At 33.3% G+C, this 16,205-nt stretch carries 16 protein-coding genes and 1 pseudogene; 12 read left to right on the forward strand and 5 right to left on the reverse strand.

Annotated elements, in window-relative coordinates:
* Positions 1-15 precede the first annotated feature (15 nt).
* Positions 16-390, forward strand: coding sequence for a hypothetical protein (locus NCC77_RS06865; RefSeq protein ID WP_095928390.1), 375 nt, complete (start codon positions 16-18; stop codon positions 388-390).
* Positions 391-474: 84 nt separating this feature from the next.
* Here NCC77_RS06865 and NCC77_RS06870 read toward each other — a convergent pair whose 3' ends face one another.
* Positions 475-1,251 carry an alpha/beta fold hydrolase gene (locus NCC77_RS06870; RefSeq protein WP_250834923.1) on the reverse strand — a complete coding sequence of 259 codons (777 nt, stop codon included), beginning with the start codon at positions 1,249-1,251 and terminating at the stop codon, positions 475-477.
* A gap of 169 nt (positions 1,252-1,420) precedes the next feature.
* Complete coding sequence (locus tag NCC77_RS06875) at positions 1,421-2,224, reverse strand: TIGR00266 family protein (protein ID WP_250834924.1); 804 nt, start codon at positions 2,222-2,224, stop codon at positions 1,421-1,423.
* 177 nt (positions 2,225-2,401) lie between these two features.
* Between NCC77_RS06875 and NCC77_RS06880 the strand changes: the two genes are divergently transcribed.
* Together NCC77_RS06880 and NCC77_RS06885 are read left to right on the forward strand one after the other, a co-directional pair.
* Positions 2,402-2,758: a hypothetical protein gene (locus NCC77_RS06880; RefSeq protein WP_250834925.1), complete on the forward strand. Its 357-nt coding sequence runs from the start codon at positions 2,402-2,404 to the stop codon at positions 2,756-2,758.
* Between the two features lie 89 nt (positions 2,759-2,847).
* Positions 2,848-3,366: a ferritin gene (locus NCC77_RS06885; RefSeq protein WP_095928386.1), complete on the forward strand. Its 519-nt coding sequence runs from the start codon at positions 2,848-2,850 to the stop codon at positions 3,364-3,366.
* A 60-nt stretch (positions 3,367-3,426) separates the two neighbouring features.
* Here the strand turns inward: NCC77_RS06885 and NCC77_RS06890 are convergent, their stop codons facing one another.
* On the reverse strand, positions 3,427-4,719 hold the full coding sequence (locus NCC77_RS06890) for an aminopeptidase P family protein (RefSeq protein WP_250834926.1): 1,293 nt from the start codon (positions 4,717-4,719) through the stop codon (positions 3,427-3,429).
* A gap of 735 nt (positions 4,720-5,454) precedes the next feature.
* Here NCC77_RS06890 and NCC77_RS06895 point away from each other — a divergent pair.
* Entirely contained in the window at positions 5,455-6,006 is a 552-nt protein-coding gene (locus tag NCC77_RS06895; protein WP_250834927.1) for a hypothetical protein, read from the forward strand.
* Positions 6,007-6,122: 116 nt separating this feature from the next.
* Here NCC77_RS06895 and NCC77_RS06900 read toward each other — a convergent pair.
* A pseudogene (locus tag NCC77_RS06900) lies at positions 6,123-6,477 on the reverse strand (helix-turn-helix domain-containing protein).
* A 150-nt stretch (positions 6,478-6,627) separates the two neighbouring features.
* On the opposite strand from NCC77_RS06900, the gene NCC77_RS06905 reads away from it, so the two are divergent.
* From NCC77_RS06905 to NCC77_RS06920, 4 genes are read left to right on the forward strand one after another with little or no spacing between them, the layout of a single operon-like run.
* The gene (locus NCC77_RS06905; RefSeq protein ID WP_250834928.1) at positions 6,628-7,998 is read left to right on the forward strand and encodes a polymer-forming cytoskeletal protein; all 1,371 of its coding nucleotides are present in this window, start codon (positions 6,628-6,630) and stop codon (positions 7,996-7,998) included.
* Positions 7,995-8,591: a hypothetical protein gene (locus NCC77_RS06910; RefSeq protein WP_250834929.1), complete on the forward strand. Its 597-nt coding sequence runs from the start codon at positions 7,995-7,997 to the stop codon at positions 8,589-8,591. The genes NCC77_RS06905 and NCC77_RS06910 overlap by 4 nt, the downstream gene beginning before the upstream one ends.
* Positions 8,592-8,648: 57 nt before the next feature.
* Positions 8,649-9,089 carry a GNAT family N-acetyltransferase gene (locus tag NCC77_RS06915; RefSeq protein ID WP_250834930.1) on the forward strand — a complete coding sequence of 147 codons (441 nt, stop codon included), beginning with the start codon at positions 8,649-8,651 and terminating at the stop codon, positions 9,087-9,089.
* Between the two features lie 38 nt (positions 9,090-9,127).
* Complete coding sequence (locus tag NCC77_RS06920; RefSeq protein ID WP_250834931.1) at positions 9,128-9,499, forward strand: hypothetical protein; 372 nt, start codon at positions 9,128-9,130, stop codon at positions 9,497-9,499.
* 453 nt (positions 9,500-9,952) lie between these two features.
* Here NCC77_RS06920 and NCC77_RS06930 read toward each other — a convergent pair whose 3' ends face one another.
* Entirely contained in the window at positions 9,953-11,314 is a 1,362-nt protein-coding gene (locus NCC77_RS06930) for a hydroxymethylglutaryl-CoA synthase family protein (protein ID WP_250834933.1), read from the reverse strand.
* A gap of 356 nt (positions 11,315-11,670) precedes the next feature.
* Here NCC77_RS06930 and NCC77_RS06935 point away from each other — a divergent pair, with 356 nt between their 5' ends.
* From NCC77_RS06935 to NCC77_RS06950, 4 genes are all read left to right on the forward strand, one after another.
* Positions 11,671-12,336 (forward strand): succinate dehydrogenase cytochrome b subunit, encoded by a 666-nt coding sequence (locus NCC77_RS06935; RefSeq protein ID WP_248728545.1) that lies wholly within the window; start codon positions 11,671-11,673, stop codon positions 12,334-12,336.
* A gap of 11 nt (positions 12,337-12,347) precedes the next feature.
* Positions 12,348-14,348 (forward strand): fumarate reductase/succinate dehydrogenase flavoprotein subunit, encoded by a 2,001-nt coding sequence (locus tag NCC77_RS06940; RefSeq protein ID WP_201999492.1) that lies wholly within the window; start codon positions 12,348-12,350, stop codon positions 14,346-14,348.
* Between the two features lie 51 nt (positions 14,349-14,399).
* Positions 14,400-15,146, forward strand: coding sequence for a succinate dehydrogenase/fumarate reductase iron-sulfur subunit (locus NCC77_RS06945; RefSeq protein WP_095928369.1), 747 nt, complete (start codon positions 14,400-14,402; stop codon positions 15,144-15,146).
* Positions 15,147-15,413: 267 nt separating this feature from the next.
* Positions 15,414-16,190 (forward strand): DeoR/GlpR family DNA-binding transcription regulator, encoded by a 777-nt coding sequence (locus NCC77_RS06950; protein ID WP_250834934.1) that lies wholly within the window; start codon positions 15,414-15,416, stop codon positions 16,188-16,190.
* Positions 16,191-16,205: the final 15 nt, after the last annotated feature.

Below are 16,205 nucleotides of genomic sequence, written 5' to 3' on the forward strand. Positions count from 1 at the left end.
AAAAATTTAATACACATGTCAGATTTTTTGCAAAATTTTCAAAACGATTTAAAAGAGAATGTTAACGGATTTATTGCTGTTTCGGTTACAGAAGTTGAAACAGGAATGTCATACTGCTCTCTAACAGTAAAATCTGATTTTGATCCAGAATTGGCTTCGGCTTATAATTTAGAAGTTGTAAAAGCTAAATTAAATGCACTTAGAGCTTTAGGATTAAATCAAAAAATTAATGATATTTTAATTACCCTTACAGATCAGATTCATATTATTGATGTTTCTGAAGATGGAAGATATTTTATCTACTTGGCGGTAGATTCTACTAAAGCAAATCTTGGATTAACAAGAGCGACTTTATCTAAATACAAGAAAGACATTACTTCAAAGTTATAACGATATTTGCCCCCAAGAATGAGAAAAAGGCTATTTCAACCCTAGGTTAGAAATGGCCTTTTTTGATTTTGACAGTTTCTTTTTTTATTCGAAGAAATCTAGTAAAATAGTTTTCAGAGCTTCTTTGTTTTCAATCTGGCTCATATGTCCGTCCTCAAAAGAAACCAATTCTGCTGTCGTATCTTCGATTTGAGAAAGGCTTTCTTCGTAATTTAAAACAGGATCTTTTTTTCCTAATATCAATAAAATTGGAAATAAATTTTTGCGAACCAGTTCTTCTCGGTCTTTTCTAATTTTCATTCCTTCCTGAGAAGCGATAATTCCTTGCAAAGGCGTTTTTAAAGCTTCCGTTTTTACTTTCTCGATTTCTTCTGCTAATCGAATTCTGTTGTTTTCGCTGAATAAATTTGCAATCGCTAAACTTACAAAATTGACATAATTTTGTTTGACAGCTTTAATGGCTCGGGTTCTGTTTAATTTTTTCTCCGCGCTGTCTTCTTTTGAAGTGGAGTTTAGTAAAACTAATTTCTGAATTTTTTCTGGATATAATTCGGCGAAAGCCAAACCAACATAACCTCCCATTGAATGTCCGACGATTGTAGCTTTTTCAATATCCAAATGTTCTAAAACTTCATTTACAGCAGCTGCATTGTCTTCCATTTTATGGACATATCCTAAGCAATCAGATTCACCATGACCTAATAAGTCGATTGCTACAACGCGATATTTTTCTGAAAACAGATTACTATATTCTAACCACATTTTTTTGTTTTCAAGAAAGCCGTGAAGTAAAACTATTGTGTTTCCAATTCCAGAATCTGAGTATGATATTTTAGTATTTTTATATAAAATCGTTTTCAAAATGAAATTTTTTTGTGTGAAGCACAAAGTTAAGAAAGCTTAAGTAAAATATCATGATGTCTTGATTTAATTAGGAAATCTTTAAAATAGCTATAAAATTATTTATAACATTGTTTGGTTTGTGAAACAATAAAAAATGGCTCCCATTTCTAAAAGCCATTTCTATAAATTAAAATCGGTTATCACCATCCAAAAGATTTCCTAGCCCGCCAAGTAGGCTTCCTTCATCACGACTATTTCCGCCAGATCGCGGTGCCGATGCAATAATACGGTCAGCCAATCTTGAGAAAGGTAACGATTGTATAAATACTGTTCCTGGACCTTTTAAAGTGGCATAAAATAAACCTTCGCCACCAAAAATGGAATTTTTAATGCCGCCAATAAATTCAATATCATAATCTACATCTTTGGTAAAACCAATAATGCACCCCGTATCTACTTTTAAGACTTCGCCAGAAGCTAACTCTTTTTTAGCCATTGTTCCTCCAGAATGTACAAATGCCATTCCGTCTCCTTCAATTTTCTGCATGATAAAACCTTCACCGCCAAATAAACCGCGACCTAATTTCTGAGAGAATTCAATTCCGACAGAAACGCCTTTGGCTGCGCATAAAAAAGAACTTTTTTGACAGATAAATTTGTCTTGAAATTGAGTTAAATCAATTGGGAGAATTTTTCCAGGATATGGTGATGCAAATGAAACTTTACTTTTGGTGTGACCCTGATTTAAAAATGCAGTCATAAACAAGCTTTCGCCAGTAAGAACTCTTTTGCCTGCATTTAAAAGTTTACCAAACAAACCCGAACCTTGTTGTTGCGAACCGTCTCCAAATATAGTTTCCATTTGGATATTGTTTTCCATCATCATAAAACTGCCTGCTTCGGCAATTACAATTTCTTGTGGATCCAATTCTATTTCCACATACTGCATTTCTTCGCCAAAAATCTGATAATCTATTTCGTGTGCCTGCATAATTTCTTAGGTATTTGTTTTTAAAATTAGACAAAAAATAATGTCGAATGTTACAGTGTTTAACGCACTTCGGCTGTTTTTAAGAACTTTAAATGATTTTGTTATTTTAAATTAGTCTTAATTATGTGTTTATTTGCCTTAAATTATATATTTTTGCATCGTTATAATTTTATCAGAATGTCATTAGTTAGCGATTTGACCACCAAAGTATTATTTGAGACCGAAAAAGGATACAGTTACCAATGTGATTTGACCAATAGTATAATTATCAATTTTGTTGATACTGTGTCAAGTTATAAGATTCAAGATTTTTTGATTTTTCAAAGAAAGGTTAATAGTGTTGATATTCTTAACATGCTTTATGACTTATCTGACCAATCAGATGCACAGCTGATTGAAACTACCAAAAGAAATTTTTCTAGAAATCTTACTATCTGCGAAATAGTGCAGTTAAGAGATTTGTTAAACGGAACAAAATTTACCCTCAACCTGCATTCTATGCTTTGCAATATGGTAAATGTTGAGCTTATTTAGATTCTTACTTAGATTAAATCCAAATTTTCAAAGGGTTACGATCGGCTTCTTTAATTTTTGTAATTTTACACGTATAAAAATTAAAGGTTATGAAAGATTTACTAAGAACACGTACTTCATTAGTTGAAGGTGTAGAAAATATATTGAATTTACAAGCAAAATTAGAAAGTGACGCTTCTAACAAATATTTAGCTATGGCTGCATGGTTGGATAGAAATGGTTATGCGAATACAGCATCGTATTTGTATAAGCAAGCAGAAGAAGAAAGAGAGCATTTTCTAAAAATTTTCAAATTCATTACAGATATGGGAGGGATTGCAATTACGCCATCGGTTCCAGAAGTACAACAAGAATTTGCTTCTTTTAAAGAAGTATTCGAAATTGCTTTGCAAAACGAAATTGCAGTTACTCAAGCAATTAATAAAGTAATCGCAAAATGTAGAGCTGAAAATGACTACGCTACAGAAGATTTCATGATGTGGTATGTAGCGGAACAAAGAGAAGAAGAGAAAAATGCAAGAAGAGCTTTAGAACTTTTTGATCTAATCAACGGAAACGAAGCCGACGGTAAATTCCAATTGGATGTACAAATCTCAAAAATCGGATAATTAACCGATTTAGATAATAAAAGAAAGCCCTTAATATTTTATTAAGGGCTTTCTTTTTATTTATGAATTCATCAAAGTCTCAATCTCATCTGCTTCAACAGGAATGTTGCGCATTAAGTTGAAAGGTTCTCCTTTTTCCTGAACCACAACGTTATCTTCTAAGCGGATTCCGAATTTTTCTGCTGGAATGTAAATTCCTGGCTCAACCGTGAAAACCATATTCGCTTTCATTGGTTCGTGAAGCAATCCGTAATCATGCGTGTCAAGACCTAAGTGGTGAGACGTTCCGTGCATGAAATATTTTTTGTAAGCAGGCCATTCTGGATTTTCATTCTGAACATCGGCTTTGTCAATTAAGCCTAAACCAAGTAATTCAGAAGTCATGATTTTACCCACTTCAACATGGTATTGTTTCCAAAGCGTTCCTGGAGTCAACATTTTAGTCGCTTCATTTTTAACTCTCAAAACAGCATTGTAAACTGCTTTCTGACGATCTGTAAAACGTCCAGAAACTGGAATTGTTCTCGTCATGTCGCTTGAATAATTTGCATATTCAGCCGCAACATCTAACAAAATCAAATCTCCGTCTTTACATTGCTGATTGTTTTCGATATAATGTAAAACATTAGCATTGTTTCCAGAAGCAATAATTGGCGTATAAGCAAAACCTTTAGAACGGTTACGGATAAATTCGTGCGCTAATTCTGCTTCGATTTCGTATTCTGTAACGTTTGGTTTTACGAATCCTAATAATCTACGGAAACCTTTTTCTGTGATATCACAAGCGTGCTGAATCAAATCGATTTCTTCGCTTTCTTTTACAGAACGAAGTCTTTGTAAAATTGGGTTGCTTTTTGCCACATTGTGTGCTGGATAACGCTCTTTCCACCATTTTACAAAACGAGCTTCGCGAGTTTCTGTCTCAACAGTCGCACGGTAATGTTCGTTTGTATTGATGTACATCGTATCGGCATACGTCATCATTTCGTTCAAAACTTTATGAAAATCCTGTAACCAATAAACCGTTCTAATTCCAGAAACCTGAAAAGCACGTTCTTTAGTCAATTTTTCACCTTCCCAAACAGCGATATGATCGTTGGTTTCTCTTAAGAAAAGTATTTCTCTTTGGTGCTCATAAGGTGCATCTGGAAACAAAAGTAAAACGCTTTCTTCTTGGTCAACACCACTTAGATAAAAAATATCTCTGTGTTGAGCAAAAGGTAAAGTACTATCGGCACTAACTGGGTAAATGTCGTTTGAGTTGAATACAGCAACCGAATTAGGTTTCATTTCAGCCATGAACTTTCTGCGGTTTTTTACAAAAAGAGCGCTGTTTATTTGATGATATTTCATAATTATTTCGTTTTTGAACTTCGAATTTCAAAATTAATGATTTTTGAATTAGTGGCGTATAGCAGATTTATTAAAGTTTTCTTATTTATTGTTTTTGCCATGAAGGCGTTAAGGTACGAAGTTTTTTAACCGCAAAGAACGCTAAGGTTTGCGCAAAGTGCGCAGGAGATTTTTGCTCGCAAAGACGCGAAGTCGCAAAGTTTTTTGTTGCAAAGAGCACAAAGTTTAAGTTCTGTTTTGTCTTCCTGAGCGAAGTCGAAGGATCTGCGCAAAGCATTTCTTTAAACAATAACGAAATAATCTCGCAAAGTCGCTAAAGCGCAAAGTATTTACCCAATATTGTCATTTCGACGAAGGAGAAATCTCCGCAAGTAACTCTACAAAGATTTGTATACACACAGTTTTGTCATCTCGACGAAGGAGATATCACACTCGAAATTCCACAAAAATTAGCGGTTTTGTTTCACGCGGATTTAGCAGATTCTGTAGATTTTTTCTTTTCAAATTCGTAATTAACCACAATCTTGTCATTTCGACGAAAGGAGAAATCTCCGCAAGTAACTCTACAAAGATTGGTAAACACAAAGTTTTGTCATCTCGACGAACGAGAGATCACACTCGTAACTCTATAAAGATTGGCGATTTTTGTTTCATGCAGATTTTGCAGATTTACATTTAATTATCTTTTAAACGATTTTGTATATTGGCTAATAATATTCTAAACCTAACAACAGAATGAAAAATCTCCTTATTTTAATATTTATCTCCAATATTTCATTTGCGCAGACTGCTGTTTTAAGATTGAAATTTCCAAAAGATCCAAAGATTTCTCAGAAGTTTCAAAATGCAATAGATGAACAAAAAAATCAATTCTGCTGGGTTTATAAGAATAACAAAGAAGAAGTTCAGAATTATACAACTGAATTTATTTTAGATAAAATCGATAATAATCGGGAATATGGGTATTTGTTCGAAGCTGAATATTGGGTAGGATATAATTACGAAAAGATAATTCCACAATTAATAAATCGGATAACAAATAAAAAAGAAGTTGGTCTTGTGAATAGCGCCGATTTGATGATATTTGAAAGAATAGAAAGTGGAGACTTAAAAGCCTACGGACATGGATTGATAGTTAATGATGATTTATTCACAATTGCTGGAAGAGCAAACAGATTGCTAACAGTTGTAACAGGAGAAAATTTTGGTTCAGTTTCGATGAAATCAACTCCGAAAGATTTACATATTCTTCAAGAAAAATGGATTGTTTGGTTGAATGAGCTTTAAAAAAAATAGACTTCTTAATATAAATATTTAGGATATGCTTTATAAGTTAAATTGATAAAAAACCGAAGTTTTGAAATTTCAAAGCTTCGGTTTTTTCTTTTTATAAAAATAAATTTCTATTTCTTATCAAGTAACTTTTCCAAAAGAGCAACTTTATCTTTTTCAGCTTGAATTAACTGTTGGTAAAGTTTTTTATTCTCTTCATAAGATTCAATAAGTTTATCTAAGGGATTAAATGTGCAACCATGATTTACAGAAGAAGAACCATTATCATATGTATTCCCCATAATGTTAAAAACAGCTTCTAATTACTTCAACGGGAACTCCTAAGGCTTGAGCAATTTTCTTTAGTTTTTCTTCATCAACACTTTCACTTCCAATTGCAATAGCAAGTGCTTCCTGCTTCATATCTCTCAGTTCTCTAATTCGGCTAATGTTTCTGCCGATATGTTTTGGTTTTACTGTGCTCATGATTCAAAGATATTTAAAATTCTTTTACCTTATTTGGTTTATGTAGAAAACAAGGTTTTTCTTGTGAGATACAAATTGTAAATCTTTTCGTGAGTAAAAATACAATTTTTCTGACTATCGAATTGGTTTTGAATTTAGAATTGTGTAATCTTGATATTCAAAAAATCAACTTCTATTAATACCAATAAAATGCAGACTTCCAATTTCAAATTAGTTACTATAGCCGAAATCAAGAACAAATATTCTTTTTTAACTGAAGATGAAAAGTTCGATTATTTTGACGAATGGGAAGACGAAGATTTTTTTCTTACGGCAGATGAAGATGTCAATTTTGAAGGGAATTTTTATTTAGATCTTTATGAGGATAAAGAGAAAAAATGGTTGGCTAAATTGCTAAATCTTCCGGCTAAAAAAATCGAAGAAATAAGAATTGAAGGCATTTTTATAAACGGAGATTTTTCTGTTAATGCTTCAATTATTAATGCCGAAGGCGATTATGGACCATATATTTTTATCAACGGAAATGTAAACTGCCAAAGTCTTTTGCTTGGTGGCGCTAATGTTGAAATTAAAGGAAATGTTACAGCAAAAGAAGTGGTGATGAGCTATTATAATCATGGAAATTTCAATTGTTCAGGCGCTATAAATTCTCCAGTTTTTATTGTTACAGATCACAATACAGCATTTGCGGAAAGAAAAAATGATTTGTTTTATTATAATGATAGAGATGAAATTGATCCAAAAAACGAATGCGAATATGACGATGAAACCGATGAAGAAATTATTTCAAACGAACTCCGAAAATTACTCGATAATCCGTTAATTGAAACGTTTGAAGAATTAGAACGAGATTTGGCAAGAGGCGAATTGGTTTTAAAACAAAATAATCCGCCCGCTAAAACTTATGAATATTGGCGTGATCGTGTTTTGGCAAATTACAGAGATCTTAAACTCGTTCCAAAGCAGTATAAAAACGAAGAGCTTTGCAATCTGGCATTAAATATTACTTTTCATGCTTTGCCATTTATCGATCAGGATTTAATAACTTCTGAGCTCTGCGAAAAATTAGTTAACAAAGATGGTTTTGCGATTCAAGTAATTCCTGATGAGTTTATCACAAAAGATCTTTGTTTTAGAGCAGCAGAAAGTGGTACAATGTTGAGATTAATTCCATCAGAATATTATTCGGAAGAATTAATTTTGTTAGTTTTTAAAAACGGAAGACATGAACCAGATATCAACGATGTTCCTCCTCAATTTATAACAGAAAACTTTCTTGTAGAATATGTGAAAATCGGAAAAGGATTGTGGCTCGATAAAGCTTGCAAAGCAACTGGAATTGATAAATTGCAGGTTTTAAAACAAGTGATAGATTCTGGAATAGAATATTTAGATAATATTTTTGGAAATCATTTTAGTAAAGAAACCGTTGATTATGCTTTTTCTGTTTATAAAAATCAAGAGGAGTGGAGTAAGTATGCTCAAAAGTATAAACAGAAATTTGAACGACTTGAGAAATGAAAGAGCTATTAATTGAAAGTAAAGGGATAAAAACTAGCGAGTATTTTATACCACCTTTTGAACTTAGAAAAGGGGAACTGCTTCTCATTCACATATACGGAACAGCTTACTTTTATGAAATGAAAGCTGAGTTAGTAGATATTTTTACAGGAAAAATACAATATGAAAATATAAAGGTCCTACAGCCTTTAGCTTTTGCAGAGAATTTTAAAGAATCACGATTTGAACGCATTTTTAATTCTATAACAGTAAGTAGATACTTAAAAAGAAATACAAATTTGCATGAAGACTCAGAGCCAAAAATATTTGAAGAAAACGGTATCTCTAAAAAAGACAAAGTAAAAAGCCTTGATTATAGTCAAAAAAAGTTACTTTCTTTATATTCTCTTTTTACGAAAACAAGAAATATAGTTTTTGATTTAAGTGGAGAAGGTCCTGTTGGAGCTATAAAAACATTTGATTTTGTTAAAGGTCAAATTAAAAATGATGGTGCCGCAATTTTAATTGATTGGGCGGGAAGTGATGTAAAAGATAAATGTTCAAAAGTTGTTGCTATTGAATGGTTTATTGAACCTAGAAAAGGGACTTTATAATAAAACCTGCAAATTAAAATGGTTGAGAGAATTTGCTTAAGCTAATTGATTTTTAAGATGAAAGATGAAAAAACAAAAATCAGAAAAATCCAAAACCAAGATCTAAACTTCGTCTACAAAGCAATCTGCGAACTCGAAAATGAAGTTTTAGATTTTGAGGTTTTCGAAATGATCTTCAATGAAAATATTTCAAACCCAAAAAATCTTTATCTAATTGCCGAAAACGAAAATGAAGGTTTAGGTTTTGTTAGCTTTCACACTCAAAATCTCCTTCATCATTGCGGGTTGGTAGGGGAAATTCAGGAGTTTTTTATTTATCAAAAATACCGCGGACAAGGCGTTGGAAGATTATTAATAAATGAGATTTTAGATTTTGCTCAGAAAAATAATCTAAAAAGTATTGAAGTTACAACAAATAAGAGACGAATAGAAAACGTGGCGATTTATGAGAATCTGGGTTTTAATTTGAGTCATAATAAGTTTACGATTCATAAATAGATTCCATATATTTGAATGATAATTCTAAATAGAATCGATTGAAAAAATATACAAAATACTTAATTGCACTTTTTCTGACTTTTGTCGTAATTGCGGGCGATGGTACTTTATATTCTCAATCTAAATCGGCAGAATATTACGAGTCTTCATTTGTAGTTTTAAGAAGAGAATTAAATCTTAAAAGTTCTCGTTTATATAAATTTGGACAAGCTGTTTCTTGGAATAAAATGAGATTTTCAATTGTTTTGAATTTTCTTAAAACCGAAAATGTCTTTACTTTCCAAATCAAGAAATTACTGAAACTTCAAAACCTGCTTTATCAAAACCTAACTTCATTTGTAAATCAATCTGTTTTTATAAATGAAATAATCACTTCAAAAGACTTCGCTAAAAGTTTATACAACGCTTAAGAAATTTATTTCTGAGCATAGATGATTCAATAATGTCTAATCATTTATCATTTTCAAAATGTATAAACAAAATAAAAATTCTCGCTTGGAGCAATCTAAGCGACCACTTCTTCATTGGATAAAAAGAAAATTTATAATCGTAATTACAGCCTTTATGTTAGGAATGGCAAACGGAATGCATACCGAAGATACTCGAATTAAAGGAAATCAAAATTGTACTGAGCAGTATAAAAAAGATTGATTACCTTTTGTTTAACCGCAAAGGGCGCAAAGTTTTTTTTGCGATATCTAAATAAACGCGAAGTTCGCAAAGCTTTGTATTCATGAAAAGCTTTGCGAACTTTGCGTAATCCTTTGCGAACTTTGCGGTTAAATTTAAAAAAAAAAAAAAAACATAAAAAAAACCGAAACATCAAGCTTCGGTTTTGGAATTTGGAATTTCTTTTTTGAAAATTATTCAATCCATTTATAATATCTCGCTCCAATCAAAACAGGAATCTCTTTTTCAATTCGGTCTAGAACCCATTCGTTTTTAGGAGTTCTTACGCTTTGTTTTTGTTCTTTTTTATGAAGACTTTCGTAAGTATTGAAATCAATTTCAACGCTTTCGGCTAAATTTTCGAAGAGTTTTACATTTTCTAAAGCTGATTTCCATTCTGGCTGGATCGTTCCTTCAAAAACTTTCGATTTCGATCCGCTTCCGTAAGCTAAGAAACCAAATTTTGTTCCGGCAACTTCTTTGTTTGTATCATAAAAATGAGCTAACGTAGACAACAATCCCATGAAAATAGAACCTGTATAAAGATTTCCAATTAATGAAGAAGCCAATTCTGCTGGTTGTAATTTCTCTGTTACAAAACTTCTGTAATCTTCAGATTTTGCTACTTCTTTAATTTTTGTCTGATAATCTGCTGGTGCAATATCATCGGCAATAATTTTTTCGGCACTATCTAAAGCGTAGATTTCAGATAACATTCTTCTTCCTTGGAAAGAATATGGCAAGTGCATTACAATACTATGCCAAGTGTTATATAACGTTTCGGTTGTGTTTTTTAATTTTTTGAATGAAAAGTAAGCATTTCGCGTACGATCCATATAACATTGATTAGAATATTGGCCGTCAAAAACTGGCTGATCTTTATGAATTTCAATTTCAGCTTCTAAATTATCAAACCAAGAATCGTTGTTTGCGTTTTTAGTGATTTCTTCTTTAGCAATTGTTCTATATGGTTTAAAGAAGTCGAAAACACCTTTTGTGCTTGTTGCCCAATTATCATCAAAAGCAATGATTTTTGGGTTTGCAGTAATCAGCATCGCAACCGCTCCAGCGCCCTGTGTGTATTCTCCTCCAGAATTTAAATCGTATTTTGCAAAATCAGACGTAACTACAATTGCTTTTTTAGTTGGATTTAATTTTACAAAATCAAGACAATTTTGCAAAGCGTCTACACCGCCAATACAAGCGAAAGTAAAATCTACAACATCGCATTCTGCTAATGAATCTTCGCCAAATTTCTGCTCCATTAAGCTAATTAAATAAGAAGCAATTGGTTTAGAGCTGTCAATACCACTTTCGGTACCAACATAGATTCGGCTGATTTCTTTTAAGTCAATTTTATTGTCAATGATAAGTTTTGTTAAAGCATTTGCTCCAAAAACAACCGCATCCTGATGTGCGTCTGGGAAAGTCATTTTTATTAGACCAAGACCTTTTTCTAGTTTCTCGGGTTCAATATTTCTGGCAACAGCCAAAGTTTTTATGGGTAAATGTATGTTTGCTACGTCAAATGAAATAGCATCAATTCCTGTTTTCATTCTTATTTTTTTGAGCCGCTAAAGGTAAAACTATGTTGCGGAATGGCAATTTTTTACTTAGACAAAATTTTGATGACCCTACACTTTTGAAGAAAACAAATTAAAACTTCGAATAAAATAACAATATCATAAATTTTTAGTAATCTACTTAGAGTCGAAATCCTTGATTCTGTTTTATAAAGCAATGATTTGAGGTTTCCTATAGTGAATTATTTTTTATCAGTTTTGATTTTGTACGTAAAAATACGTAGAATTGTGCTATTTTAAAATCATTATAAATAACAGCGAAATGGTTGTAGTTCTTTTGTAATTGAGTTATTTTTGTCTAATTTTTTAAAACAAACTACTTAACACTTATGGCACAATCTGCACTATTGAATGCTTCCATCTTAAAGAAAGTAGCTATGGCTCTTTCGGGAATATTCTTAATCACGTTTTTAGCGCTGCATGTTTCCTTAAATTTTATTTCTATTTTGAGTGAAGATGTTTTCAACGAAGCTTCTCACTTTATGGGATACAATCCGCTGATACAATATGTAATGCAGCCAGTTTTGGCATTCGGAGTAATTTTCCATTTCGTAATGGGATTTATTCTTACTGCTCAAAATAGCGCGGCACGACCAATTGCGTACGCTAAATACAACGGAGCGGCAAACGCTTCATGGAGTTCTAGAAATATGATTATTTCTGGATTGGTTATTTTGGCTTTCTTAGGATTGCACTTTTATGATTTCTGGTTTCCTGAAGTTAGCTATAAATATATAGCTGGTACGGCACCAGATGCTACGAGGTATTATGGTGAGTTAGTTCACAAATTTCACGACCCAATTCGTACGGCATTGTACTGCGTGTCATTTATCCTTTTAGGATTCCACTTGTGGCATGGGTTTGCATCTTCTCTTCAATCTGTAGGGATGCACAACAAGTACTCTAGATTTTTATCAAAAGTAGGTTACTGGTTCGCAGTTGTGGTTCCAGCGCTTTTTGTGATTATCGCTTTATTTCATCATTTCAATAATTAATATCAATTATAATGGCATTAGATTCAAAAATTCCAAATGGTCCTATAGCGGACAAATGGACAAATTATAAAGATCATATTAATTTAGTAAACCCTGCTAACAAACGTAATCTTGATATTATTGTAGTTGGTACAGGTTTAGCTGGAGGTTCGGCTGCGGCTACTTTAGCGGAGTTAGGATATAACGTAAAAGCATTTTGCTTCCAAGATTCTCCACGTCGTGCGCACTCTATTGCGGCACAAGGAGGTATCAACGCAGCAAAAAACTATAAAGGTGACGGTGACTCGATTTACAGATTGTTTTACGATACTGTAAAAGGTGGTGATTACCGTGCTCGTGAGGCAAACGTTTATCGTTTGGCTGAAGTTTCAGGAAATATTATTGACCAATGTGTGGCTCAAGGGGTGCCATTGGCTCGTGAATATGGCGGACTTTTAGATAACCGTTCTTTTGGAGGAACTTTGGTTTCTCGTACATTTTATGCGCAAGGACAAACTGGACAGCAATTATTGTTAGGAGCTTATTCTGCAATGAACCGTCAAATTGGTCGTGGAAAAATTAAAATGTACAACCGTCACGAAATGCTAGACATTGTAATCGTGAACGGAAAAGCGAGAGGTATTATCGCTCGTGACTTAATTACAGGAAAAATAGAAAGACATTCTGCTCACGCAGTAGTAGTTGGTTCTGGAGGATACGGAAACGTATTTTTCCTTTCGACAAATGCTATGGGAAGTAACGCAACAGCAGCTTGGAAAATTCATAAAAAAGGAGCGTTTTTCGCAAATCCTTGTTATACACAAATTCACCCAACATGTATTCCAGTTTCAGGAGATCACCAGTCTAAATTGACTTTGATGTCTGAGTCTTTACGTAATGATGGTCGTATTTGGGTACCAAAAAACCTTGAGGATGCAAAAGCTATCCGTGAAGGAAAGAAAAAAGCAACAGATTTATCTGAAGACGAAAGAGATTATTTCTTAGAAAGAAGATATCCAGCTTTTGGTAACTTAGTACCTCGTGACGTTGCGTCTCGTGCAGCTAAAGAAAGATGTGATGCTGGTTTTGGAGTTAACAAAACTGGAGAAGCGGTTTACTTAGATTTTGCGGCAGCTATCAAACGTTACGGAACTGAAGATGCTTATGTAAAAGGTTTAGACGATAAAGATGCTGCTTTGGTAACTAAATTAGGAGCTGCAATCGTGAAAAGTAAATACGGAAACTTATTCCAGATGTATTACAAAATCGTCGACGAAGATCCTTATACAACACCAATGATGATTTACCCAGCAGTTCACTACACAATGGGTGGAACTTGGGTTGATTATAACTTGATGACTACAATACCTGGATGTTTCTCTATTGGAGAGTCTAACTTCTCTGATCACGGAGCAAACAGACTTGGGGCTTCTGCTCTAATGCAAGGTTTAGCTGATGGATATTTCGTATTGCCTTATACTATCGGAGATTATTTAGCTCCAGATATTAAAATGGGTGAAATTTCTACAGACTTACCAGAATTCGTTGAAGCTGAAAAAGCGGTTGTAGATCAAATCAATAAATTTATCAATAATAACGGTAAACATTCTGTAGATTATTTCCATAAAAAATTGGGAAAAATTATGTGGAATAAAGTAGGTATGGCTCGTAACGCTAAAGGTTTAACTGAAGCTATCGAAGAAATTGCTGCTTTACGTGAAGAGTTTTATAAAGATGTAAAAGTTCCTGGAGGCGCTTACGAATTTAATCAGGAATTAGAAAAAGCAACTCGTGTTGCCGATTTCTTAGAATTAGGAGAATTGTTCGCGAAAGATGCTTTACACCGTAACGAATCTTGTGGAGGTCACTTCCGTGAGGAATACCAAACAGAAGAAGGAGAAGCACTTCGTGATGACGAAAACTTTGCATATGTTGCAGCTTGGGAATACAAAGGAAAACCAAGTGATGCAGTATTACACAAAGAACCTCTTAACTACGAAAACATTAAATTAGTTCAAAGAAGCTATAAATAGTATTTAGAAAAGTCTTAATACTTTTTTCTTAATACTTAATACTTATACAAAATGAAACTTACATTAAAAATATGGCGTCAAAAAAACGCTCAAGATAAAGGAGGGATTGTAGAATATCCTATTGACGGAATCGAGCCGGACATGTCTTTCCTTGAAATGTTAGATGTTCTTAACGAAGGTCTAATTAACAAAGGAGAAGAACCAGTTGCATTTGACCACGATTGTCGTGAGGGAATCTGCGGAATGTGTTCTTTATTTATTAACGGTGAAGCACACGGACCAGACAGAGGAGTTACAACTTGTCAGTTGCACATGCGTATGTTTAAAGATGGAGATACGATTTTTATCGAACCATTTAGAGCAAAAGCTTTCCCTGTAATTAAGGATTTAGTGGTTGACAGAAGTTCTTTTGACAGAATTCAGCACGCAGGAGGATTCATTTCTGTAAATACTTCAGGAAATACAATCGACGCTAATACTATTCCAGTTAACAAAGACGATGCAGACAAATCATTTGATGCTGCTGCTTGTATTGGTTGTGGAGCTTGTGTTGCAACTTGTAAAAACTCTTCAGCAATGTTATTCGTTTCTGCAAAAGTTTCTCAATATGCATTATTGCCACAAGGTAAAGTTGAAGCAACGGATCGTGTTTTACACATGGTTCACCAAATGGATTTAGAAGGTTTCGGTAACTGTACAAATACAGGAGCTTGTGAAATCGAATGTCCAAAAGGAATTTCGCTTGAAAATATTGCACGTATGAACCGTGAGTATTTAGCAGCAAGCTTGAAAGGATAATACGCAATTTAGTATATTTTAAAAAACGCTTCCGTTACGACGGAAGCGTTTTTTGTTTCTATTTACAGCATAATATCTAAAACTGAATCAATATCTCTTAAAAGCTTCAATTTGTTGTGTAAGAGAGTTTAAAATATATGATTTTAGACTTTTGGTGTAAACTGGTTCTGTTTTATTTTAAATTGATGTAATGCTTTAATTTGGCTTTTTGTTTCGATAAATTATTTAATGAAATGTTTATTTTTGTAATTAGAAAAAACAATCGGCATGAGCACTGAAAATGAAGTTTTAAATTACAGTAAAGAAGAACGTAAAAATCATATTCTAAAAGAGATCAATTTGCACACGCGTGTGAGTTTTGAAACTCTTTCGGCTAAACTTGGTGTTTCCGAAGATACTGTTCGTCGTGATATTAATGAACTGGACGCTGACGCACTTTTAATTAAAGTAAAAGGTGGCGCCATGACCAAAGGATATCACTATTCTTCATCTAACCAGACTTATGCTGTTGAAGCCAAACAAGTTATTGCGCAAAAAGCTGTCGGTCTTCTTCATGACGGAATGGTTTTAATTGTTGATGGCGGAACTACCATTCGCGAGTTCATCCGATTAATTCCAAACGATCTTAATTTAACTGTTTTTACGATTACGGCTTTAACTGCGGTTCAGCTTTTAGACAAACCCAATATTAAAACGATCATGATTGGCGGAAGCATTTCTTCTTACAGTCAGATGTGTGTGAGCGGAGAAGCTTTTCATCAATTGGCCAATATAAAAGCAGACCTTTTGGTTTTAGGGACAAATGCTTTAGACGTAGACGGCGGTTATTCAGATTCTGATTGGGAAACTGTTCAGGTAAAAAAAGCAATGATTCAGGCTTCTAAAAAAACGGCAGTTTTAACTATTACGGAGAAACTAAATACAGTTCTTAAAATGAAAATTGCTAGTTTGTCTGAACTGAATTATGTTATAACCGAGGAAGAACCGGCTCATGAAAAATTGAAGTCATACAAAGAGAATTTTCCTGAATTGACTGTGATTTAATTTCAAAACCAATTT

Source organism: Flavobacterium tyrosinilyticum (assembly GCF_023656565.1).
In the GTDB taxonomy this organism is placed as follows: Bacteria; Bacteroidota; Bacteroidia; order Flavobacteriales; family Flavobacteriaceae; genus Flavobacterium; species Flavobacterium tyrosinilyticum.

Coding starts and splice junctions, on each gene's coding strand:
- NCC77_RS06865 (WP_095928390.1), top strand. CDS start 16: ATGTCAGATTTTTTGCAAAATTTTCAAAACGATTTAAAAGAGAATGTT.
- NCC77_RS06880 (WP_250834925.1), top strand. CDS start 2,402: ATGTCATTAGTTAGCGATTTGACCACCAAAGTATTATTTGAGACCGAA.
- NCC77_RS06890 (WP_250834926.1), bottom strand. CDS start 4,719: ATGAAATATCATCAAATAAACAGCGCTCTTTTTGTAAAAAACCGCAGA.
- NCC77_RS06885 (WP_095928386.1), top strand. CDS start 2,848: ATGAAAGATTTACTAAGAACACGTACTTCATTAGTTGAAGGTGTAGAA.
- NCC77_RS06915 (WP_250834930.1), top strand. CDS start 8,649: ATGAAAGATGAAAAAACAAAAATCAGAAAAATCCAAAACCAAGATCTA.
- NCC77_RS06930 (WP_250834933.1), bottom strand. CDS start 11,314: ATGAAAACAGGAATTGATGCTATTTCATTTGACGTAGCAAACATACAT.
- NCC77_RS06895 (WP_250834927.1), top strand. CDS start 5,455: ATGAAAAATCTCCTTATTTTAATATTTATCTCCAATATTTCATTTGCG.
- NCC77_RS06950 (WP_250834934.1), top strand. CDS start 15,414: ATGAGCACTGAAAATGAAGTTTTAAATTACAGTAAAGAAGAACGTAAA.
- NCC77_RS06945 (WP_095928369.1), top strand. CDS start 14,400: ATGAAACTTACATTAAAAATATGGCGTCAAAAAAACGCTCAAGATAAA.
- NCC77_RS06875 (WP_250834924.1), bottom strand. CDS start 2,224: ATGCAGGCACACGAAATAGATTATCAGATTTTTGGCGAAGAAATGCAG.
- NCC77_RS06940 (WP_201999492.1), top strand. CDS start 12,348: ATGGCATTAGATTCAAAAATTCCAAATGGTCCTATAGCGGACAAATGG.
- NCC77_RS06935 (WP_248728545.1), top strand. CDS start 11,671: ATGGCACAATCTGCACTATTGAATGCTTCCATCTTAAAGAAAGTAGCT.
- NCC77_RS06910 (WP_250834929.1), top strand. CDS start 7,995: ATGAAAGAGCTATTAATTGAAAGTAAAGGGATAAAAACTAGCGAGTAT.